This is a genomic window from uncultured Kocuria sp., from assembly GCF_947500125.1.
GTDB lineage: Bacteria > Actinomycetota > Actinomycetes > Actinomycetales > Micrococcaceae > Kocuria.
Genome location: NZ_CANMRA010000025.1, coordinates 34111 through 54729 on the forward strand (window position 1 = coordinate 34111; position 20619 = coordinate 54729).

The window sequence follows — 20619 nt, forward strand, 5'->3', positions numbered from 1 at the left end:
GCCATCAAGATCTACGGCCAACTCCTGCTGAAATGACCTCTTACGCCCCGCGTAGCGGTTTCAGGGCCTGCGCCCAGGCCACCACCTGATCGAAGAGTGCCTGCAGGGCGCCGGTAGCGCCCTCGGTGGGCTGGAAGGAGAAGTCCTCTCCGAACTCCGAGCCGAAGGGCAGGAACACCTGGGCGCGGACGTCGGCCATCTGCACCTCGGCGGCGATCAGCCGCCAGGCCTCCACGGCGCGGGTGCCCCCGGCGCTGCCGTAGCTGACGAAGCCGATGGCCTTGTTGTTCCACTCCGCGTAGAGGTAGTCCACGGCGTTCTTCAGCGCCGCGGGCACGGAGTGGTTGTACTCGGGGGTGACGAAGACGAAGCCGTCGTAGGAGGCGATCTTCGCCGACCATGCCTTCGTGTGCTCGTTTTTGTACTGGCCCAGGGACGGGGGGAGGGGTTCGTCGAGCAGGGGCAGGTGCTGGTCGGCGATGTCCACGAGCTCGAACCGGGCGTCGGTGCGCGCCGAGGCGTGCTCGTGCACCCAGTCCGCCACGTCCGCGGCGTTGCGGTTCGGGCGGGTGCTGCCGACGACGATCGCGATGCGCACCATAAGAATCTCCTGGGGTCTTGAGGGTTGGTACCACTGCGGCGTCGGTCCCGGGAACCCGCGGAACGACACCCTCCCGTTGAGGCTACCGATTCCCAGCCGGAAGAGAACCCCTCCCGGCTCTGCGCCGCCGAGGTCTTCACCGATGCGCCATGAGTTCGGGGGCCCGCCATGCTGGTCCAGTAGCCACAGGATTCCCGTGTTGTGGTGGGATTCTACGGCGGAGGCGGAATCCTGGTCAGCAGAAGCTTGCAGGCGGAGGCCACCTCGTCGGCGCCCCTGGAGGACAATCCGCGGCGACCGCGGACGCCGTCCCGCGTGGGCCGATGGCCTCGACGATTCACCGACTCCGATCGAGGCCGCCCGCCTGGCGCTCCATGGGGCTCTGGCTGGCGATACCTGAGCCCCCGGTGCAGAGGACTCCGGGCATCTGAGCAGCGGGCTTCAGAACCTGACAGCAACGTTGCCTTTTTACACCTGGGCCCGATGACCCCGGCGTGTGCGTCGTTCGAGTGCATAGCCGAGGCCGGTCAGCCCCAGCATTCCCGCGCTGGCGAACCGCTCGTCGATCCACACTCCTCGAACCCGGGGCACCAGGTGGGGAAATTCCGCTTGGAGGCCCTGGGTGCCGGGAAAGGCGAAGGCCGCGCTCATGGAGGTCCAGAAGACCGCCGGCAACAGGGCGCCCATGGTGGTGTCCCGGTCCGGGTCCGGCCCCTTGCGGTTCAACGCATACAGTCCCCCAGCCCCCAGCAGCGCGGCCACGGCGATGGTCATCGCATCGTGGAACCGGGCATGCGCAGGCCAGTTCGGATTGAACAGGTGCGTGCGGTTCCAGTCCGCGGCGAATCCTCCCACCGTGGTGGCCCCAGCAACGACATTCAGGATTGTGCGCCCTGCTGACATGGCGACACTCTATCGGACCCGTGTCATCTTCCCCGCGTCGCGGGAGGATCCTCAGGCACCGAGGCACCAAGGACTCGCGCCGCGGCAGAGCCGGCCCCGCCCGCCGGTGAGTCGTGGTCGCCGCTGCGGTACCGCTGCGAAGAACTGAGGGAAAACCAGCCCAGTGGAGTGAGGGGGCGTGGGGGTGCCACGAGCAGCGGAGCCGGCCGGATCCGCTCCCTCGGCCTGGAGCGCACCGAGGGCCGGGGCTGCCTGATCCGATGTCACCTCTCGCGCTACCGGCTTGCCCTCGGTGGACTGCAGCTTGGGAGTACGGGGCGAGGCGAAGACCGGTCTGCCCGTTGGGCAATTTTGCTTATTGGGCAGTGTGGTTCACACTATGGGCATGGATCGTGGGTTGCGGGACCTCAAGCGCGAGGCGACGGGGCAGGCGCTGGCCGAGGCGGCATTCGAGCTGACGCGTGAGCGCGGGCTGTCCGGGTTTGTCACCGCGGATGTGGTGGAGCGGGCGGGGTACTCCCGACGCACCTTCGCGAACCACTTCTCCTGCAAGGAGGAGGCAGTCGCTTCGGTCGCCTTCGGTGGTGTCGACGACGCCAGCGCGATTCTGGCCGGCCTGCCCGCCGATCTGCCCCTGCTCGATGCCTTGTTGGCCGTGATGAGGGCGCAGTTCACCGAGGACACGTTGGTCAAGATGCGCGAGCTGATGGCGATGGCACAGCAGTACCCGACCCTGGAGCCCCACGTCCTGCGGGTTCAGCAACGCATGCGCCATACCGCCCAAGAGGTCTTCGGGTCGGTGGCGGGGGACCGGTACCCGGCCATCTACGTGCCGCTGTTGTTCGGTGCCGTGTACGGGGCCGTGATGGCCGCCCTGGAGGGGACCCTCGACGTGCGCTTCGGCGGGGAGAGCGACCTCAGTTCCGCGTCGATGGACTACAACTCGTTCCTCGACATGACCTTCGACTACCTGCGCCGCGGCCTCTAGACGCCGCCGCTTTCGCCCTCAAGGAGAACCAGACCCATGTCCACTTTCTTGTACCGGCTCGGACGAACCGCGTTCGGCAGGCCGTGGCTGTTCATCGCCGGCTGGCTGACAGTCCTCGCGGTGGTCATCGGCACTGTGGCCGTCAACGGGGTGAGCGTGAGCTCCGACATGAAGATCGAGGGCACCGAGGCCCAGAGCGTGCTCGACCGCGTATCCACTGAGCTCCCCGAGGCCTCGGGGGGTCAGGCCAGTGTGGTCTTCACCGTCCCGGACGGTGAGCGTCTGGACACAGCGGAGCGACTGGCAGCGATCAGCGACACCGTCAACGACGTCTACGCCCTCGAAAAGGTCGTCAACCCCCTCGACCTCGCCCCGGCTGCCCCCGGGGAGGGCGCTGCCGGTGCTGGGCAGCAGAACGCCCCGGGCGCCCCTGGGGAAGGTGCTGCCGGTGCTGGGCAGCAGAACGCCCCGGGCACTCCCGCGGCTGGGCCGGAGCAGGGGCAGGCGCCTCCCTACCAGCCGCTGGTGGTGGACGGGGCGCCGGTGCCTGGCGTGCTGGTGTCCTCTGACGGGCAGGTCGCGCTGTTCCAGTTCCAGTTCACGGTCGCTTCGACCTCGTTGACCGACGAGGACGTGACCTCGGTGGTCGAGGTGGTGGAGCGCGCCGAGGAGGGAACGGAGATCTCTGCGCTGCCCAGTGACTCGCTCAAAGCCCTGGAGGTCCCGGTCGGTATGGGCGAGGTGATCGGTCTCGCCGTCGCCGCCCTGGTACTGGTGCTCACGTTGGGCTCGCTGATCGCGGCCGGCCTGCCCCTGATCACCGCGCTGATCGGTGTCGGCATCGGCGTGGGCGGGGCGTACGCGCTCTCGACGGTGGTGGAGATGAACTCCGCCACCCCCGTCCTGGGTTTGATGGTCGGGCTGGCCGTGGGCATCGACTACGCGCTGTTCGTCGTCAACCGGCAGCGACGGCTGATCCTCGACCGGGGACTCACCGCTCAGGAGGCAGCCGGCAGAGCGGTCGGCACCGCGGGCAGCGCCGTCTTCTTCGCCGGGCTGACCGTCATTATCGCCCTGACGGCACTGACCGTCATCGGCATCGCCATGCTGTCCACGATGGCGCTGGTCGCGGCGTCCACGGTGGCCCTGGCCGTGCTCATCGCCCTGACCCTGCTGCCGGCGCTGTTAGGGCTGGTCGGGGAACGGATCTGCTCGGACAAGGCCCGAGCCCGAAGCCGCGCCAAGGTGGAAGCGGAATCACACAGTGTGGCTGACCACTGGGTGAAGGGTGTGATCAGGTTCAGGTGGCCCGTCATCGCGGGCGTGGTCGCGCTGCTGGGCGTGATGGCGATCCCCGCGGCCGACATGAACCTGGGGATCCCTTCCGGGGCGACCGCGAACCAGGACACCGCCGCCCGGCAGAGCTACGAGGCGGTCTCCCAAGGCTTTGGTGAAGGATTCAACGGCCCGCTGCTGGTCACCGCAGAACCCACCGACACCGCAGGCGGCGTCACGCCCGAGCTGACCGCGAAACTGATCGGGGAGTTCCAGGACCGGGACGACATCGTGCTGGCCGCCCCCGTGGGCGTCAACGAGGCCGGAGATCTGGCGGTGTTCAGCGTCATTCCCACCTCCGGCCCCAGCGACGAGGCCACCAGGGACCTGGTGAAGTCCCTGCGCGAGCCCGACAACGCGATCGCCCAGAACAATCAGGTGCAGCTGGGCGTGACCGGGTTCACCGCCATCGGCATCGACATGTCCGACAAGCTCGCCAGCGTCCTTCCGCTCTACCTCGGCATCATCATCGTCCTGTCCGTGCTGATCCTGCTGCTGGTCTTCCGCTCGGTGATCGTTCCGATCAAGGCCACGGCCGGGTTCCTGCTCAGCATCCTGGCCACCTTCGGAGCCACCACCGCCGTCTTCCAGTGGGGCTGGCTCAGCGGCCTCTTCGGGGTCGACACCGGCGGTCCGCTGATGAGCTTCATGCCGATCATGGTGACCGGCATCCTCTACGGACTCGCCATGGACTACGAGGTCTTCCTGGTCTCCTCGATGCGCGAGGCCCACATCCACGGCCAGGAAGCCCGGCAGAGCGTCGTCCACGGCTTCGACCAGGCCAGCCGGGTCGTCGTCGCAGCCGCCATCATCATGATCTCGGTGTTCTCCGGCTTCATCTTCAGCCACGACGTCATGATCAAGCAGATCGGCTTCGCCCTCGCCGTCGGTATCCTCATCGACGCCTTCATCGTCCGGCTGACCCTCGTCCCGGCCCTCATGGCCGTCTTCGGCGAACGAGCATGGTGGTTGCCCCGCTGGCTCGATCGCCTGCTGCCGGACCTCGACATCGAGGGCGACAAGCTGCTGGCCATGCTCAACCAGCAGCCCGAGGCCACCGATCGAGACAAGATCGAGGTCCGCACCTGAGGGAACGGAAACATCCCGAGCCCAACGTCCGGGGCAGGCTCCGGTGCCTCCACCGGACCCACCGGCTCGGCCGGCACTGTCGAACGCGAGCGACCCTCCACCCCAGGGCCTCGGTCACCGAGGATCCCGGCGGTCATCAGACCGGTGCGCCAGTATTCCCTGCGTCTCACCACGCCGCAACGCGATGACCGCTGTTGCCTCGGTCAACCGGTGGCCACTACCACCTTCGCATGGGCTCACTGCCCGTGCAGCAGTGGGCGGATGCCCTGGGGGGGGGGCGACTTCCAGCGACAGCCCCGCAATGGAGCGCGGATTCTCGGTGAGTCGTGTAAGTCCGGGAATATGAGACGGCTCATGAAGGGCGTGTGTTATCACCGCCGAAGTGCTCCAGAGTTTGTCCAAGAGAGACCTTGCGGGCGTCCCTGGCGGCTTTTTGCTTGTCCTTGGTCTTCTGGTAGTAGCGGTGTTGAGCAGCTTTCGCGCAGGCCTTGCATCGTGGTGGACCGCCAGGTGTGTGCGGAGGATAAGAGTTCTCCTCGGTGATCTGGTGGATACCGCGGTCAAGCCCCCGGCACGCGGCAAAGCGTTTATTCCGGCGCGAGGAGACCCGGTGGACCGGTCTCGCAGATAGGTCCGTCACGGAGTGATCCCGACAAGGCGACCGTTCGGGGGCGCCGTCGGCCCGCGGTACGTCTGGCGCCCGTGGCGGCTGGCAGACCCGGGCGAGCCCGGCGACGTCGCGGGCTACCCGGTTCAACCTGACGGTGCAGGCGTCGTCCCACGGCTCGGCGTCGACGGTGCTAGGGCTCGTTGCACATGATCGGCGAAGCGCCGCCACTGGGCGGGGTCTTGTTGCCGTGCGTGGTCGAGGCCGGTGGCGCAGCCGGTGACGAGGATGGTCACGTCGTCCACGTTGACGTCGGGGCGCAGCGCTCCGACCTCGCGCATCCGAGATACGAGAGCGCCCATCGCCGCGCGAACCTCGACCTCGGCCGTGCCCAGACCTGGAATGAGCTCTCCGCACAAAAGGCTCAGGGTCATGCGGTCCGTCCGGAGCCGCTCGAACAGGTCTTCCAGGAAAGCAGGCCAGGCCGCGGCGCCGTGCTGGGTCGCGTCCGCCATGGCCTCGGCGATCCGCTGGGAGACCCAGCTGAGCAGATCCTGACCCACCGCGGCGAGCAGGCCCGACTTGGAGCCGAAAGCCCGGTAGACGGTGGCGTTCCCGACTCCTGCCCGCTGGGCTATCTCGGGAATGGTGGCACTCGCACCCCGGTCGGCGAACACCGCACGCGCGGAGAGCAGGACGGCTTCGGTGTTGCGTGCCGCGTCCGACCGTCCTCGTGCCCCCGTCGCAGGAGGCGCTGGGTTGGGCTCGACGTCCATCAACGGGCCTCGCCAGGGGCCGGCAGATCCGGGTAGGTCACTCCCGTCAGGTCCTCACTGACCTGCCAGAGCCGGGCGGCAACGGCGTCGTCGTATGCAGCACGGGAGCGGCTGACGAGCACCGGGGCCCCGCGCCCCTGGCCGAGGCCGCCAGGCCCGTAGTACTGGCCGCCGCGGACGTCGGGCATCGTCGCAGCGCGCAGGGACGGCAGGGCCGCCGCGGCGGCGGGCTGCGAAATGCGCGACTGCAGGGCACGCACCACCGTGCGCATCGGGCCCGCAGGACCAATGAATCCGCTGGAGAGGTTGGTGTTGGCAACACCTGGGTGCGCCGCGACGACGGTCACCGTGTCGGCCGCCGCCTGCAGTCGCTGATCCAGCTCGTGGACGAACAGCAGGTTCGCGAGCTTGCTTTGCCCATACCGCGCCCACCGCCGGTAGCTGCTCACACCGTGCAGGTCGTCGAAGTCGATGCGCCCAAACCAGTGCGCGTTGCTGGAGACGACCACGACCCTGCCCGCCTCCGCTTGGCGCAGGGCCGGCAACAGCAACCCGGTGAGGGCGAAGTGGCCGAGGTGGTTGGTGCCCAGCTGGCGCTCGAAGCCGTCAGCCGTCCGGCCCTGGGGGACGGCCATGATGCCGGCGTTGGCCACCAGCAGGTCCAACGGTCCATCCCACGCCGAGGCGAACGCACGCACCGAGGAGAGGTCGGCCAGGTCCAGCTGTCCGAGCCTGGCGGTGCTCGACCCCGTCTCCTCGACCAGCTGAGCCAGAGCCCGCTCACCACGCCGCGGATCGCGGCAGGCCAGGGTCACCACCGCGCCCCGACGGTCCAGCTCGATCGCGGTGCGCAACCCGATGCCGCTGTTCGCGCCGGTGACCACGGCCGTGCGCCCGTCCAGAGAGGGGATGTCGGCCAGCGACCAGGCCGGAGATGTCGTCGTGTTCGTCATGACCAGACCATAGCCGAAACGGACTGAAAGTGTCCGTTTCGGGGCGGCGCCGCACCGTCGGGGTCGCATCTGGTGACCACCTGAGCATCGGTATGCCCCTGACCGATACAACTATCGGATCGGTCAGAGACCGGTCCACCGGAACGAAACTGGTCCGGGGTTTCCAACTACCGACGGACCGCCGGCCGTCCCGCTCCGAAGCCTCACCAGGGTGCTTGTCCTGAAGCCTCTTCGCCGACACTCTGGGTGCAGCATCGCTCACCCTCGTCACCACCTGGCTCGGGGCATCGATGCCTGTACTGCTCCCGGTGGACAAGCGGGAATCCGCAACCGGGTCGCCCTGGAGGACATTTTCGCCGTACTGCCCCAGGCCTCCGGCGGCGGGATCGCCCTTGGCATCGACTACGAAAGCGGCAAGAGGCCGGTATCTGGGATCACCGGCCCCAGACGGTGCCCCCTGAACACTCCGATGCGCAGGCACCGGAGTGTTCACGCCCCAGCATCAACCCGGTGCTCGTGCACGCCAAAGAAGGGGGCGAGAACAGACCGGGCCCATCCCGTTACCTTCGTCGTAGCTTCCCCGTCCAGCAGGATGGAGGGGGAAGCTACGACGAAGGTAACGGGGACTATGAGGTTGTGCGGTATGAGCAGTTTCCCAGTGTCGAGGGCCTCGTCGGCGATCTCGGCGGGCTTGCGGTGGCAGTCCTTGCCGGCCTTGACCAGCCGATCGAAGATCTGCTGTCTGGTAGAGGCCCGAAGCGCCCCATCAGCGCCCCAGTGAGGCCTCGCGATCGGACGAGATCAGGGGTTTACTGTCCTGGGGCAGGACATCCCCAGCGGGCTAGGAGCGTCCGGCAGGGTGCTCGTTTACGGGTCCGTCCCGGAAAGGGACACGTCGATTAGTGTTATTGAGTGATCACTGTCGAGCGTCTCGAAGATATCAGCCGGTTCCATGACCTATTGCGGGACGCACTAGCAGAAAGCACCCAGCCCTTGACGCAGATCCAGCGGCAGGTCGTGGTGGACATGATGGGGGAGCTGATCGTGCACGCAACAGAAACCATCAGGCCATAACGAAAGCGCCCCACCCGACAGAGGATTAGGGCATTCCGGCGCTCGATCGGGGAGATCGGGTACGGGGCCCTCAGGCTAGGGACCCGCATATAACATCAGCCGCCCGGGGATGCTCTTATAGCCTGTCAAGCCGGACTGGGCTGGTTCTCGAGCAGCGGATTGCCGCGTCAGTAGGTCAGATGAGGCGTCATGCCGCAAGGGTCACGAAAAAGGGCCGCTTTACATATGGCCCGGTTTTCGGACATCTGCGGGAAGTGCGGTGACTGTTTGTCTCCGGACATGCGGATTGGTTAGCGGCGGCAATGGCCCGAGGTCTCTCTAGCATTGGCATATGCGCCTGCGAGAGACCCGCCCAGCGGATCTGGACATCATCTTGAGCTGGGTGACCTCAGAGGCGGACATGGTGCTCTGGTCTGGCCGCACCTTCACCTGGCCTTTGGACCGAGGACAGTTGGAGACCTATCTGCACAACGATCGGCGCCGGTATTGGACCGGGCTCCACCCCAATTCCGGGGAGCCGGTCGGCCACGCGTCGTTGCTCGTAGACGACGAGGCACGCATGATGCGACTCGGGTGCATCCTCCTCGACCCCACTGCTCGAGGACGCGGCTTGGGTAGGGATTTGATCACCGCAGCAGTACGCGTGGGTTTTGCAGCGACGGAGCTACCGGCCATGAGGTTGGGGGTCTACGCGCATAACGTCTCGGCTCGACGTGTGTACGAGAGCCTGGGTTTTCAAACGACCGGTCGAGTGCGTAGCACCGAGGTGAGTGGCAAGCCCTGGCATGCCGTGGAGATGGAACGACCGCGACTCGGCTGAGCCACAAATGAGCGTCGGATCAGCCCGCTGCAAGCTCTCCAATCCCATAGGCTGACGCTCACAGCAATCTAAGGAGAACGGGGCGGCCGTGCAGGGGTGTGCGTTCTGTCGGATCGTGAATCGGGAGACTCCCGCGGAGGTCGTCTACGAGACGAAGTCCACGCTGGCGTTCTTCCCGTTGGAGCCGGCCACCCGGGGGCACACCATGGTGATTCCAAAGCGGCACATAGAGACCTTTCTCGACGCTGAAGAAGCGGATGTGCCCGAATTGGGGTCCACTGTCCTCACCGTGGGGCGTGCGCTACGGGCCGTTCTGGCGCCGGAGGGTATGAACATGATTTCCTCTGCCGGAGTGGCTGCCAGCCAGTCGGTGATGCATCTGCACGTGCACCTAGTGCCGCGTTGGGCCGGGGATGCAATCGGGGAAATTTGGCCGCCAAAAGTTCCGACTTCGGAGGCACTCCTAGAAGATGTTGCGGATGCATTGCGCCAGTTCTGCCGTACCAGCGGCCTGGAAGAGCGCAACCCCCAGTAGAACCAGCCCCACGGCGACGATCATGCTGTGTAGCAACAACCATGAGGGGGAGCGGAGCACGCCCGTCTTGCCCCAATAGCGGCATGACGGGAAAGCTTCCTTGTTGGTGTAGCAACGGGTGTCCATCTCAAACATGGGCACCGGCGTGTACTCCTGGCTCACGCCCCGGTATAGCGCCCGGAATAGGCGTTCCTGCCGCAGATAGAAAGCGTCCAGCCCGGCGAACGCCACTGCAGGCAGAAGGGCGACAAGGGCCATCCACCAAGTCAGATGAGCTGCTGCATAGGCATAGATCACTGCTGCCACTGTCAGTGACCACCCCTTCACCGCGAAGGAGTGAGAGGCCTGTCGCGTGATCGTGTTCTGGATGAACTCCAGATGTTTGATCCGCTCAGGCGACACACTCACCACTGCTTGCGGACGGCGATGGCGTTTTCGACCCACGACTCGAGGTTATTTGCGATCGTGCCGTACACGTTGGTGCTGGTGCTCCCCGCGGGATCGTAGACCGGAACAACCGAGTCGAACGGCACCTTGCCGTTGTTCAGAGTGAACCCAGCGAAGGGATTTGCGCCCTTAGTGCCAGAGCGACCGTCGTGATCGAGGAGCTTGTGGATGTGAATGCCGAGCACGCCTTTGCCGCTGCCCCAGGCCTTCGTGAACTCGTAGTTCACCCACTTCCGTCCTGCAGTCTGGCTGCCGATGAGTACCACGTTGCAGCTCTTGCCGCCCATCTCTGCGTCGATCCACTTCTGGATCGCGGCCTCACCGCCGGCGGCTACGTCCTCCCAATGGTTGGAGCTCAGCAAGGGTTGGCCTTCGAGGAGTCCCATGTTCCGAATCTGGGACACGCGCCAGGCGTCGAGCTGGTAATGAAAGCTAAAGAACACCTTGCGAGCCATGAGTCATCCTTTCGGGGCGCCACACCGGGGGATGTGGGTTGCTTATGAGAATACTGGTGCGATCGGACACCTTTGGGCGCGGGACGGTGAGCCAGAAGCGGAAAACACTGTCTAGACCACCAGCTGATGGGGCAGCGGAAGTTCATGCGGTTGGCAATGCTGCCGGCAGGGAACGGGATTGGTCCTGCAGGCATGAAGTGAGGAGCTACCAGCTCCTTCAAAAAGTTGACATATCAACAAACTCGATATTAGCTGGTGCGTGTTCTCGAGGAAGGCTTGGGAGCGGCTGGGTAGCGTGTGTGAGAGCTTCCCGATCGCACTCAGGAGACCCCCCATGGCCCGAGCCCGCAAGAGGAAACAAGTCGAGGGGCAGTTGAGCATTGATGCCTTTCTCTTCCCGGAACCCGAGGAGGTTCGTGATGAATACGTACGGCAAGTTCGCTCAGGAAGCGTGGAGGACGACCGCGCCCGAGGAGTACGCCCAGATCCCGGATCCGGACGCGTGGTTCGAGAGACTGGGAGAGGAAGCGACCCAGCGGGTGGGCGAGTTGATGATGGAGTTGGCCGGCCCGGATCCGGTGGGGGAGACCTACTTGGAGAAGGTGGGGCGGTTGAACGCGTCGAAGATGCAGGCCGAGGAGATCGTGCGGGCCGAGATGCTGACCCCGGATCCGTCGGTGCAGCAGGAGCCGGAGGAGGACGAGGAGGAGACCGGGGTGGCTCAGATGCTGCGGGTCGTGGAGCAGCTGAACCGGGAGGACCGCCAGTACTGGGACGAGGTGGCCCGGAAGGACGCCGAACAGGCGTAATCCCGGCTGAGTCTGAAGGTTCGGGGCGTTTCGTCCCCCGCGCCCAGGACGAGCTGGCCCCCTCTGGAGCCCAGGCACGCTTCCGGGCCAACCTCGCCGCGCTGCGCGTGCTGCGCACTCTCCAAGCCGAGGAGCGGGCCGCTACCGATGCTGAGCGCGCCACGCTGGCCCGCTGGGGGTCCTGGGGTGCGACCGGGGTCGCGGAAATCTTCGACGAGTCCCGTCCCGAGTACGAGGCCGACCGGGCGGAGCTGCACGAGCTGCTGGATGAGACCGAGTACGCGGCCGCGCGCCGGACGGTCATCAACGCCCACTACACCGACCCGGCGATCGCCAGCGAGGTCTGGGGCGCCCTCACTGCCCTGGGTTTCCAGGGCGGGCGGGTGCTGGAGCCCGGCTCCGGTGCCGGCACCTTTATCGGGTTGGCCCCGGAGGGGGCGCAGATGACCGGGGTGGAGCTGGACCCGGTCACCGCGGCGATCTCCCAGGCCCTCTATCCGGACGCCACGATCCGCACGGAGTCGTTCGCGGACACCAGGATGCCCGGTGGGGTCTTCGACGCGGCGGTGGGCAACGTCCCCTTCTCCCGGAACACCCTGCACGATGCGCGGCACAACGCGGGCGGGCACTCGATGCACAACCACTTCATCCTCAAGTCTTTGGCGCTGACGAGGCCCGGTGGGGTGGTCGGGGTGCTCTCCAGCGCCTTCACCCTGGATGCGCAGAACCCCGCAGCGCGCCGGGAGATGGCCCAAAGCGCTGATCTGCTTGGGGCGGTCCGTCTCCCCACCGGCGCCCACCGTCGAGCCGCCGGCACGGACGCGCTGACCGACGTGCTGATCTTCCGCCGCCGACTGCCCGGCGAGGAACCGTTGGATCAGGAGTGGGTGGAGACCGCCCCGATCGAACTGAATGGGGCGCAGGGGCGGATGAACGCCTACTTCATCGACCACCCCGAACGTGTGCTCGGGGAGCCGATGATCGGCAACGGGATGTACGGGGCCGCTACTTTGACCGTGCGCGCGGAGGATCTGGCGGCCACGGGGGACCGGCTGCGCGAGCAGCTGGCGGGCATCACCGAGCGGGCCGTGGCGGCTGGGCGCGGGATGGCCGAACGTAGTGGCGAGCAGGAGCTCGAGGTCGCTGCCTTGATCCCGGCGGGGGAGCAGGAGCAGATCGGGCACATCACCGATCGCGGTGCGGAAGGCTTCACCCAGGTCACGATCGAGAAGGTGCACGCGCCGCTGAAGGTGGCACGTACCCGGCACGGTGAGCTGCGGGCATTGCTGGGCCTGCGAGACGAAGCCCGTGCCGTGCTGACCTTGGAGGCCGCCAACGTCGATGACACCCCGGAGCTGGACGCTTTGAGGGCTCAACTGGCGGCCAGCTACCGGGCCTATGCGGATCGCTACGGGCCGATCAACCGTTTCACCGAACGCCGCACCGGGCGCACCAACGAGGCCGGTGAGGAGATCCTGGCCCGCATCACCCCACCGGCGGTGGCTCTGCTGGGGGATGATCCGTTCGGGCCGCTCGTGCTGGCCCTGGAGCACTTCGACGAGGGCACCGGCACGGCGGCTCCGGCTGGTCTGCTGTCGCAGCGGCAGGTGCAGCCGCGCAAGCCCGTGCTCGGGGTGGACACCGCCGATGAGGCCCTGGCCGTCACCCTGGACACGGTCGGCACCGTGGACCTGGCCCATGTCGCGGCCCTGCTGGGCACCGATGAGGCCGGGGCGCGGGAGTCCCTGGGAGGACTGGTCTATGAGGTGCCCGGAGAGGAGGGGGTCTATGAGACCCGTGCGGAGTATCTCAGTGGTGATGTGCGCGAGAAGCTGGACACGGCCCGCGCCGCCTCAGTCGCCGATGAGCGGTTCCAAGCCAACGTCGCGGCACTGGAAGCAGCGCTGCCGGCCCCGCTGGGAGCCGATGAGATCGAGGCCCGGATCGGGGCGGTGTGGGTCTCCCCTCAGATCCACGAGCAGTTCCTGCGCCACATCATCAAGGACCCAGCCGCCCGGGTGGACCGGATCAGTGGCGCGAACTGGGACGTGAAAGCCAGCCGCCATGTCTTCGCCGCCCGCAACGACTGGGGCACCGACCGAATGGCCGCCGGCGACATCTTCAAGAACCTGGCCGAGCAGCGCCGGGTGCAGGTCACCGACCCGGACCCGACCGACCCCGAGGGTAATCGCCGGGTGGTCAACGCCACCGAGACCACCGCCGCCCAGGAGAAGGCGGCACTGATGCAGGAGCGGTTCAGCGAGTGGGTGTGGGAGGACCCGGCCCGGGCGGCCGGGCTGGTGGATGAGTACAACCGGCGGTTCAACTCCATCGTGCTGCGCGACTACACCGTGGAAGGGGAGAGACTGAGCTTCCCGGGGCTGGTCAAGGACTTCACCCCACGCGGCCACCAGCGAGCGGCGGTGGCGCGGATGCTCTCGGAGCCCTCGGTGGGGCTCTTCCACGAGGTGGGGGCGGGCAAAACCGCCGAGATGGTGATGGGCGCGATGGAACTGCGCCGACTGGGGATGGCCCGCAAACCGGTCGTGGTGGTGCCCAACCACATGCTCGAGCAGTTCACCCGGGAGTGGCTGCAGCTCTACCCCCAGGCGCAGATCCTCGCCGCCTCCTCGGCTGATCTGAAAGGCGAGAAGCGGCGGGTGTTCGTCGCCCGCGCCGCAGCGAGTGACTGGGACGGGATCATCATGACCCGCACCGCGTTCGAGCGCATCGAGCTCTCGGAAGAGTCGAAAAGCGCCTACAACCTCTCAGAAATCGGACGTCAGCGAGCCGAGCTGGAAGCCGCCAATGAACGGGCAGCCGCCAGCGGGGCGGACACCATGTCGATCAAGCGCATGGAAGCCCGGTTGCAAGCGAAAGAAGAAAAGCTGAAGGAGAAGATGGACCGGGTCACCGATCCAGGGATCACCTTCGAGCAGACCGGCATCGACTACCTCGTGGTGGACGAGCTCCACGACTTCAAGAACCTCTCCACGCCGTCGAACATCCAAGACGCGGCCATTGACCCGGGATCCGGCAGAGCCACTGACCTGCACATGAAGGTCGAGTACCTGCGGGCCAAGCACGGAGACCGCGTGATGACCGGTGCAACCGCAACCCCGATCGCCAACTCGGTCACCGAGATGTACGTGATGCAGCGCTACCTGGGCCCGGAGCTGTTGGAGCGGGCCGGGATCCACGACTTCGACACCTGGGCGGCGACCTTCGGTCAGGTGGTGACCGAGATGGAACTGTCGGTGGCCGGCGGGGACCACTTCAAGCTGAAAGAGCGGTTCGCGAAGTTCCAGAACGTGCCCGAGCTGCTGAAAATGTTCCACACCTTCGCCGACGTGAAGACCGCCGAGGACCTGCAACTGCCCACCCCGGATCTGGTGAAGAGAGACGACGGGGCGCGCCTGCCACGCATGGTCCCGGTAGAGGCATCGGCGGAGCTCGAGGCGTATATCGAGGAGATCGGCCGTCGCGCTGAGGCCATCCAGGCCCGGATGGTGGACCGGACCGAGGACAACATGCTCAAGGTCAGCTCGGACGGCCGCAAAGCGGCCCTGGACGTGCGCCTGGTGGATCCCGAGCTGGGATCGATCGTGGCGGAGAACAAGGTCAGCGTGACCGCGGACCTGATCGCCCGGGTGCACCAGGAGCACCAGGACGACGTGTTCCTGGATCCGGCCAGCGGCGAGGAACACCCGACCCGGGGTGCGTTGCAGATCGTGTTCTGCGATCAGAGCACCCCGTCGACGGAGAAGTGGAACGTCTACGACGAGCTGAAGGATCAGCTGGTCCAGCGGGGCATTCCGGCGGAGAAGATCCGGTTCATGCACGAGGCCAAGAACGATGCCGAGAAGGGCCGGCTGTTCTCCGCTGCCCGCTCGGGAGACATCGCCGTGCTGATGGGCTCGACCCAGAGGATGGGGGTGGGCACCAACATCCAGGCGAGGGCGGTGCACCTGGTGGACCTGGACGCCCCGTGGCGTCCGGCGGACATCGCACAGCGGCACGGGCGCATCATCCGACAGGGCAATCAGAACCCGGAAGTCGCGATCTCCCAGGTGGTCACGAAGGGTTCGTTCGACACCTTCATGTGGCAGACGCTGGAGCGGAAGTCGAAGTTCATCGACCAGATCATGCGCGGGCGGTTGGACGTGCGGGAGATCGAGGACGTCGGGGACAACACGTTGTCCTTCGCGGAGGTCAAGGCGATCTCCAGTGGCAATCCGCTGATCCTGGAGAAGTCGAAAGCCGACCAGGAACTGGCCCGGTTGGAGCGGCTGAACCGGGCCTGGCACCGCAATCAGTCCTCGTTGGTGTTCCGCAAGGACGCGGCTTCCTCGCGGGCGGAGGCACTGGAGCGTGAGCTGCCGGTGCTGCGTGCGGCCGCGCAGCGCACCACCGATGAGTTGGGCGGGGAGAAGTTCCGCATGACCATCGACGGAGCCACCGTGGAGAAGCGCACTGAGGCCGCCGAGGCGTGGCAACGGTGGGCGGGGGTGCACGCGACCGCGCGGCCGCCCCGTGCTGGGGAGGTCGACCTGGGGGTCGCGGCGCGGATCGGTGGTCACGACATTCGGGTGGTGCAGCGGTCTGGGAACCTGGCTGATCTGAGTGCCTCCCCGGTGGAGTTGCGCATTGATGATGCCCCCGGGGTGGCGGTGGAAGTCACGAGGGCGACGTCGTTGAATCCGAGTGTGGGCATGATTCAGCGGTTGGAGAACCAGGTGCTGAAGCTGCCCGAGGAAGTGACCAAGAGGGAGGCCCGGTTGGCGGCCGCGCATCAGGAAGTCGTCGACGCCCGGGCGGCACTGGAGGTGCCGTTCAAGCACCAGGAGGCCCTGGATGCTGCCCGGTGGGAGGTGGAGCGCATCGACCGTGCGATGCGCGGAGAGGAGACACCGCAACCGACTTTGGACCCGGAGTTGGAGGCGTTGAAGAAGCGGATGCGGATCAACTACCCCGGAGCTCCCACCACCGGCCGTAGTGCTCCCGGGCGTGGAACTTCCACGGCCGACCGCTCACTGGAGACAGCTCGTATGTCTTATGACCAGCGCCCCACGGAGGAGGGCCTGGGGCTGTAGCCGCTGCCCCGCTGGCCTTACGACGACGAACGGTGCCCGCTCCCCGATGGGGAACGGGCACCGTTTCTTGTGCGGTGACTACAGGGGCAGGAAGCCGTCCACAGTCGGCGGTTACGGATCTGGAACGGTCGTGCGTGAGGTGACCTGCCGGCTGTGGGCGGGTGGTCGGTGGGGGTCCCTGTGTCCATCATGGGTGCGGGAAAAGCCGCGGAGCGATGGAGCTTTTGCCGTGCCCATGTGGGCACGGGGTCAGGAACTCAGCCACGGTAATCCATGTTGCGGTCTGCACGACCCTGGCGTGCTTCACGCCAAAGCATGAGCAACGCAACGACCAAAAGAAGACCAGTCAGCCATCCAATTACTGAGCCTTGGAGTACTAGGACGATGGAGACAATGAGCAGCACTACGTAGCTTGCGGCAAGGATCCAGCCGCCGGTCTTCACTGCTCCGACTCGGTGCCGCCACCGTTCTGCGCGGATGAGTTGGGGGCGTCTGGGGTGGACTGAGCGGCCTTCCGTCGACGCTGCACGCGCTGCATCTTCTCGGGTGCGGAGAGTCCGATTTTGCGCAGCTCGTCCTCGGTCCAGCCGCCGTTATTGACGGCGGCCTGGAAGGCTTGGGTGTCGTTTTTCTCCGCTTCCTTGAGAGCTTCGCGGGCCTCGTCGAGGGCGCCACGTGCCGTGATCGCCCGGCGGACGTAGTCCATCCGGTCGTTGAGCAGCCGCTGCGCGGCTTCCTCTGCCTGCTGAGGGTCAGTGAGCTTAGCCATGCCCCCACCTTAACGGACGCACACTGTGCGTTCCAGAGTCCACGGGCGCTCCGCCGGCGCTTCGCACCCGTGGTGCCCCGGCGGAGCAAAGCTATGTTTTATGTGCCATAAAACGGGTCCGCCGCTGGCCCTGCCGGTTTTGCGGTGGCACACTGGTCGTGTGGGGCCCACCAGGGTGGGGGTGCTGCGCTGGGCCGATAAGGAGAAGGAGGTGCTGTGGTGGAGCAGGAGAATCCGCGTCGGGTGTGGAAGTCCCGTCGCAAGCGGATCGAGGGCAAGACCCAGTACGTCCGGGTGTCCATGTCCGAGTCCGAGCGTGCTCAGCTGATGGTGCTGGAGCAGCAGACCGGGCTCTCACCCTCGGCGCTGATGGTCGAGGCGGTGTTCGGGTCTACCGATCCGGTGGCGGTGCAGCTGCGGCGGAACCAGCTGGCGGAGTTGCTGGCGATGCGCCGGCTGATGGCCACGATCTCGAACAACGTGAACCAGATCGCCCGGCACGCCAACAGCACCGGCGAGGTCCTTCCCGAGACGGTCGAGACGATGCGCGAGGCTCGGCGGTTCGGTGAGGAAGTGCTGGCCAAGATCGAAGAGTTGATCCCGTGATCCCGAACATCACCAAGGGTGACAAGCCGATCGGGCTGATGAAGTACCTGGTGGGTCCGGGGAGGGCCAACGAGCACACCGACCCGCACCTGGTGGGCGGCTCCCCGCTCATCATGTCGTGGCACGACGATGTGCAGCTCAATGAGGAAGCCGCGGTGTCCATCGCCCGCGAGATCGACCTGAACCGGCGCGCCTTCGCGGTGGACGCTGACGCGAAGCACATTTGGCACTGCTCGTTGTCGATCCCGTACCAGGACCGGGAGGTCACCGATCAGGAATGGTCGGACATCGCCGCCCGGTTCATGGACGAGATGGACTTCACCGAGGCCGGGTCAAAGGCCCCGTGCCAGTGGGTCGCGGTGCATCACGGGCGTTCCACCAAGGGCAACGACCACATCCACATCATGGCCTCCACGATCCGGGAGGACGGCACGAAGTGGGCCGACGGCAACGACTTCTCCCGCGCGCAGAAGGTCGCCCGTAGCATCGAGAAGGACTTCAACCTCATCCAGCTTGGCAACCACTCCGAACGATGGTTGCAGCAGGGAGAGATCGCTCGGGACAGCACTAGGGAGCCGACCCGGTTCGCGCTGGAGCGCACCGTGCGCGCGTGCGCGGTAGCAGCCGAAACAGAGGCACAGTTCGTACGGCAGATGCGCCGGGCGAACCTGCTCGTGCACCCGAGGTTCGCTGCTGGCACTGATTCGGTGGTGACCGGGTACTCCGTGGCCGAGCGTCCGCCGCAAGGCAAGCGGCCACTGTGGTTCGGTGGCGGCAAGCTCGCCCAGGACCTCACCCTCCCGTCCCTGCGGACCCGCTGGCCGGACACTCCGGTCTCGGCGCAGGAGGCGTCGGAGGAGTGGATGGCTGCCAAGCGGCATCGCCGCATTGTCCACCCTGACGCCCCCGGTGCGGTGCTGGATGAGGTGACCGCCCGGCGGTTGGCGGATGAACTGAAAGAGGTTCGCCGGCGCCTGGTGAAGCTCGCACCGGACGACCATCAGGCGTGGGCGCATGCGGCTCGGGAAGCCTCTGGTGTGTTCGCGGCGTGGTCGCACGCGACCGAGGATGGGCAAGGACCCTTGGGGCGCACCGCCAGGACGCTGGCACGCTCGGCGCACCGGTCGGGGCTGAAGATCACCACCCCGCTGGAAGCCCCACTGCGTACCAGTGGCACCACGGCGTTCCTGCTGGCGGTCACGAAAGCGCCCTCCCCGATGGCCCAGGCATTGATCATGAACCAGATGCTGCGGATGACCCGCGCGTTCCAGGACATGCATCAGGCCAACAAAGAACTGCGCGAGACCCAGTTGATCGTGGACACCTTCCGGCAGCACCTCTCGGTGGTGGCGGAGCCACTACCGGAAGTCGAGCCTTCTTCTCCCAAGCGCAGTGCCTCCCACGCCGGACCCGCCCGTGCCCGTGGTGCGCTGCGCGAGACCCAGGGGCCCACGGTTGAGCACCCTTACGTAGATCACACCCCCCGCACGGACTACGGAATGGAGCTGTAGAGATGAGCACACAACCCGATGGCGTGAACGATTTGATCGGCCGTGACCTCCAGGCAGCGATGGCCGTCGCCGGGCGCTGGGGCGAGATGATGGCCCGTCAGCGCGCCGAGCAAGTGCGTCAACGCCTGATGGAGCAGCAGCAGCGGCGACGGGAGCTGGAAGACCGGTTTGAAGCCGAACGAGCAGTGATGCGCACCGAGCTCGCCCCGGTGGATCAGGACCGTTTCTGGGAATCCGCCAAGCCGGAAGACATCGCTGCCCACTACGCGCTGGCCCGGCAGTGGGAGCAGCACGACGAGGTCGCCCGCACCGCGCGAGGATGGATCGAGTCTCAGGTAAAGGACCGCTACGGGCTGGCCGTGGAGGACTACCTGGAAGATCGCATCCCGCAGCAACAGCGCACTGAGACCGTCGAGCAGGGGACCGCGGCCCGCGAAGCCGTGGATGCCCAACGTGACCACGCTGAGGCCGCGCTCAATGCCGCAGAGGCCAGCCGGGGGGATCTGCAAAACGACGCCGACACCCGTCACGCGGCTGCCGAAGCCGAGGAACTCTGGGACTCCGGAGACCGGCGGGCGAACCTGGCCAAGAACCTCATGGCGGCCTTTGGTGGCACCGAGGAGGGCCGCGATGGGGTACGGGCACGTCTGGCCGCCGACCGGGACCAGGGCACGCCTCCCATAGAGGCTGTGCGCTCCACCAAGCGTGGCCCTAAGGCCCGCAAGAATACCGGGCGCCCAGCAGGACGAGAAAGAGGCTTGGAACTCGGCTGATGCCATGAGGGCAGCAGCGAGAGGGGCGCAACCCGTGACGGGTTGCGCCCCTCTCGCTGTGAGGTTCAGTCGAACAGGCCCTCTGGAGGTGGCTCCAAAGTCAGTGGAACTCCCTTGGGGCGGTGCTCCCTGGGAGTGCAGCCGTGGAAAGGACCCTTCTCCTCAAAGAGGACCCGCATGGTCGGGTCGGCGTGGTTCTGCCACCACACCGCCAGCCCGGTAGTGGGGTCCAGGCGCAGGTTTTCCCACGCCCTCCACAGCCCCGTCAGACGGCTCACGGCTTCATCATGCCGCCACCACTGGGCGCACCAGGTGAACGTGTTCGAGCGACCAGATGGGTCCAGCTGACGCCGGTACATCGGCGCCAACATCTCGGTGACGAACTCCACCACGTTCGCGTAGACCAGCTCCGCAGGAGGCTGCTCTTCCACGTCCTCGTTGCCCTCACTGGACGATTTTTCTTCCCAGTCCATGG

Annotated in this window: 17 protein-coding genes and 1 pseudogene; 10 read left to right on the top strand and 8 right to left on the bottom strand. The window is 66.5% G+C overall.

The annotated features are described in order from the left end of the window. Positions 1 to 40: 40 nt before the first annotated feature. Both Q0817_RS15120 and Q0817_RS15125 read right to left on the bottom strand, forming a co-directional pair. Positions 41 to 601 carry an NADPH-dependent FMN reductase gene (locus Q0817_RS15120; protein WP_277552261.1) on the bottom strand — a complete coding sequence of 187 codons (561 nt, stop codon included), beginning with the start codon at positions 599 to 601 and terminating at the stop codon, positions 41 to 43. A gap of 468 nt (positions 602 to 1069) precedes the next feature. Continuing rightward, positions 1070 to 1504 (bottom strand): DUF6640 family protein, encoded by a 435-nt coding sequence (locus tag Q0817_RS15125; protein ID WP_139318418.1) that lies wholly within the window; start codon positions 1502 to 1504, stop codon positions 1070 to 1072. Positions 1505 to 1889: 385 nt separating this feature from the next. On the opposite strand from Q0817_RS15125, the gene Q0817_RS15130 reads away from it, so the two are divergent. Beyond that, positions 1890 to 2492 carry a TetR/AcrR family transcriptional regulator gene (locus tag Q0817_RS15130; protein ID WP_277552264.1) on the top strand — a complete coding sequence of 201 codons (603 nt, stop codon included), beginning with the start codon at positions 1890 to 1892 and terminating at the stop codon, positions 2490 to 2492. Between the two features lie 36 nt (positions 2493 to 2528). Beyond that, complete coding sequence (locus tag Q0817_RS15135; protein ID WP_277552266.1) at positions 2529 to 4916, top strand: MMPL family transporter; 2388 nt, start codon at positions 2529 to 2531, stop codon at positions 4914 to 4916. A 753-nt stretch (positions 4917 to 5669) separates the two neighbouring features. On the opposite strand, the gene Q0817_RS15140 is transcribed toward Q0817_RS15135, so the two are convergent. After that, entirely contained in the window at positions 5670 to 6299 is a 630-nt protein-coding gene (locus Q0817_RS15140) for a TetR/AcrR family transcriptional regulator (protein WP_075873123.1), read from the bottom strand. Then, positions 6299 to 7252, bottom strand: a complete 954-nt coding sequence (locus tag Q0817_RS15145) for an oxidoreductase (RefSeq protein ID WP_277552269.1) — start codon at positions 7250 to 7252, stop codon at positions 6299 to 6301. Before Q0817_RS15145 ends, Q0817_RS15140 begins: the two co-directional genes overlap by 1 nt. Before the next feature lie 912 nt (positions 7253 to 8164). Between Q0817_RS15145 and Q0817_RS15150 the strand changes: the two genes are divergently transcribed. From Q0817_RS15150 to Q0817_RS20105, 3 genes and pseudogenes are all read left to right on the top strand, one after another. Beyond that, complete coding sequence (locus Q0817_RS15150) at positions 8165 to 8326, top strand: hypothetical protein (RefSeq protein ID WP_158041337.1); 162 nt, start codon at positions 8165 to 8167, stop codon at positions 8324 to 8326. Positions 8327 to 8657: 331 nt separating this feature from the next. Continuing rightward, on the top strand, positions 8658 to 9146 hold the full coding sequence (locus Q0817_RS20100) for a GNAT family N-acetyltransferase (RefSeq protein ID WP_075873121.1): 489 nt from the start codon (positions 8658 to 8660) through the stop codon (positions 9144 to 9146). Between the two features lie 76 nt (positions 9147 to 9222). Continuing rightward, positions 9223 to 9681 (top strand): annotated as a pseudogene (locus tag Q0817_RS20105) (HIT family protein); the annotation flags it as partial. On the opposite strand, the gene Q0817_RS15155 reads toward Q0817_RS20105, so the two are convergent. Further along, a complete protein-coding gene (locus Q0817_RS15155; RefSeq protein WP_277552272.1) occupies positions 9610 to 10125 on the bottom strand; it encodes a hypothetical protein in 516 nt (171 codons plus the stop codon). The pseudogene Q0817_RS20105 and the gene Q0817_RS15155 sit on opposite strands and share 72 nt — an antisense overlap. Then, the gene (locus Q0817_RS15160) at positions 10086 to 10583 is read right to left on the bottom strand and encodes a TIR domain-containing protein (RefSeq protein WP_075873119.1); all 498 of its coding nucleotides are present in this window, start codon (positions 10581 to 10583) and stop codon (positions 10086 to 10088) included. Before Q0817_RS15160 ends, Q0817_RS15155 begins: the two co-directional genes overlap by 40 nt. 419 nt (positions 10584 to 11002) lie before the next feature. Between Q0817_RS15160 and Q0817_RS15165 the strand changes: the two genes are divergently transcribed. Further along, positions 11003 to 11392: a TnpV protein gene (locus Q0817_RS15165; protein ID WP_075873118.1), complete on the top strand. Its 390-nt coding sequence runs from the start codon at positions 11003 to 11005 to the stop codon at positions 11390 to 11392. A gap of 539 nt (positions 11393 to 11931) precedes the next feature. Further along, positions 11932 to 16485: a helicase-related protein gene (locus tag Q0817_RS15170; RefSeq protein ID WP_298589970.1), complete on the top strand. Its 4554-nt coding sequence runs from the start codon at positions 11932 to 11934 to the stop codon at positions 16483 to 16485. Between the two features lie 439 nt (positions 16486 to 16924). On the opposite strand, the gene Q0817_RS15175 is transcribed toward Q0817_RS15170, so the two are convergent. Continuing rightward, positions 16925 to 17254 carry a hypothetical protein gene (locus tag Q0817_RS15175; protein WP_101853275.1) on the bottom strand — a complete coding sequence of 110 codons (330 nt, stop codon included), beginning with the start codon at positions 17252 to 17254 and terminating at the stop codon, positions 16925 to 16927. A 216-nt stretch (positions 17255 to 17470) separates the two neighbouring features. On the opposite strand from Q0817_RS15175, the gene Q0817_RS15180 reads away from it, so the two are divergent. Genes Q0817_RS15180 through Q0817_RS15190 form a run of 3 tightly spaced genes read left to right on the top strand, consistent with a single transcriptional unit; the run spans position 17471 to position 20144 of the window. Next, positions 17471 to 17860: a MobC family plasmid mobilization relaxosome protein gene (locus Q0817_RS15180; RefSeq protein ID WP_075871064.1), complete on the top strand. Its 390-nt coding sequence runs from the start codon at positions 17471 to 17473 to the stop codon at positions 17858 to 17860. After that, positions 17857 to 19371: a relaxase/mobilization nuclease domain-containing protein gene (locus Q0817_RS15185; RefSeq protein ID WP_075871065.1), complete on the top strand. Its 1515-nt coding sequence runs from the start codon at positions 17857 to 17859 to the stop codon at positions 19369 to 19371. Before Q0817_RS15180 ends, Q0817_RS15185 begins: the two co-directional genes overlap by 4 nt. 2 nt (positions 19372 to 19373) lie before the next feature. Further along, positions 19374 to 20144, top strand: coding sequence for a hypothetical protein (locus Q0817_RS15190; RefSeq protein WP_298589981.1), 771 nt, complete (start codon positions 19374 to 19376; stop codon positions 20142 to 20144). Between the two features lie 65 nt (positions 20145 to 20209). Here the strand turns inward: Q0817_RS15190 and Q0817_RS15195 are convergent, their stop codons facing one another. After that, positions 20210 to 20617 (bottom strand): DUF4913 domain-containing protein, encoded by a 408-nt coding sequence (locus tag Q0817_RS15195; RefSeq protein WP_298589984.1) that lies wholly within the window; start codon positions 20615 to 20617, stop codon positions 20210 to 20212. Positions 20618 to 20619: the final 2 nt, after the last annotated feature.

What these genes read in the sequence shown, in the direction of transcription:
- Q0817_RS15130 (WP_277552264.1), top strand. Translation starts at nt 1,890, where the DNA reads ATGGATCGTGGGTTGCGGGACCTCAAGCGCGAGGCGACGGGGCAGGCG.
- Q0817_RS15195 (WP_298589984.1), bottom strand. Translation starts at nt 20,617, where the DNA reads ATGGACTGGGAAGAAAAATCGTCCAGTGAGGGCAACGAGGACGTGGAA.
- Q0817_RS20100 (WP_075873121.1), top strand. Translation starts at nt 8,658, where the DNA reads ATGCGCCTGCGAGAGACCCGCCCAGCGGATCTGGACATCATCTTGAGC.
- Q0817_RS15140 (WP_075873123.1), bottom strand. Translation starts at nt 6,299, where the DNA reads ATGGACGTCGAGCCCAACCCAGCGCCTCCTGCGACGGGGGCACGAGGA.
- Q0817_RS15160 (WP_075873119.1), bottom strand. Translation starts at nt 10,583, where the DNA reads ATGGCTCGCAAGGTGTTCTTTAGCTTTCATTACCAGCTCGACGCCTGG.
- Q0817_RS15170 (WP_298589970.1), top strand. Translation starts at nt 11,932, where the DNA reads ATGCCCGGTGGGGTCTTCGACGCGGCGGTGGGCAACGTCCCCTTCTCC.
- Q0817_RS15190 (WP_298589981.1), top strand. Translation starts at nt 19,374, where the DNA reads ATGAGCACACAACCCGATGGCGTGAACGATTTGATCGGCCGTGACCTC.
- Q0817_RS15165 (WP_075873118.1), top strand. Translation starts at nt 11,003, where the DNA reads ATGAATACGTACGGCAAGTTCGCTCAGGAAGCGTGGAGGACGACCGCG.
- Q0817_RS15145 (WP_277552269.1), bottom strand. Translation starts at nt 7,252, where the DNA reads ATGACGAACACGACGACATCTCCGGCCTGGTCGCTGGCCGACATCCCC.
- Q0817_RS15120 (WP_277552261.1), bottom strand. Translation starts at nt 601, where the DNA reads ATGGTGCGCATCGCGATCGTCGTCGGCAGCACCCGCCCGAACCGCAAC.
- Q0817_RS15135 (WP_277552266.1), top strand. Translation starts at nt 2,529, where the DNA reads ATGTCCACTTTCTTGTACCGGCTCGGACGAACCGCGTTCGGCAGGCCG.
- Q0817_RS15175 (WP_101853275.1), bottom strand. Translation starts at nt 17,254, where the DNA reads ATGGCTAAGCTCACTGACCCTCAGCAGGCAGAGGAAGCCGCGCAGCGG.
- Q0817_RS15125 (WP_139318418.1), bottom strand. Translation starts at nt 1,504, where the DNA reads ATGTCAGCAGGGCGCACAATCCTGAATGTCGTTGCTGGGGCCACCACG.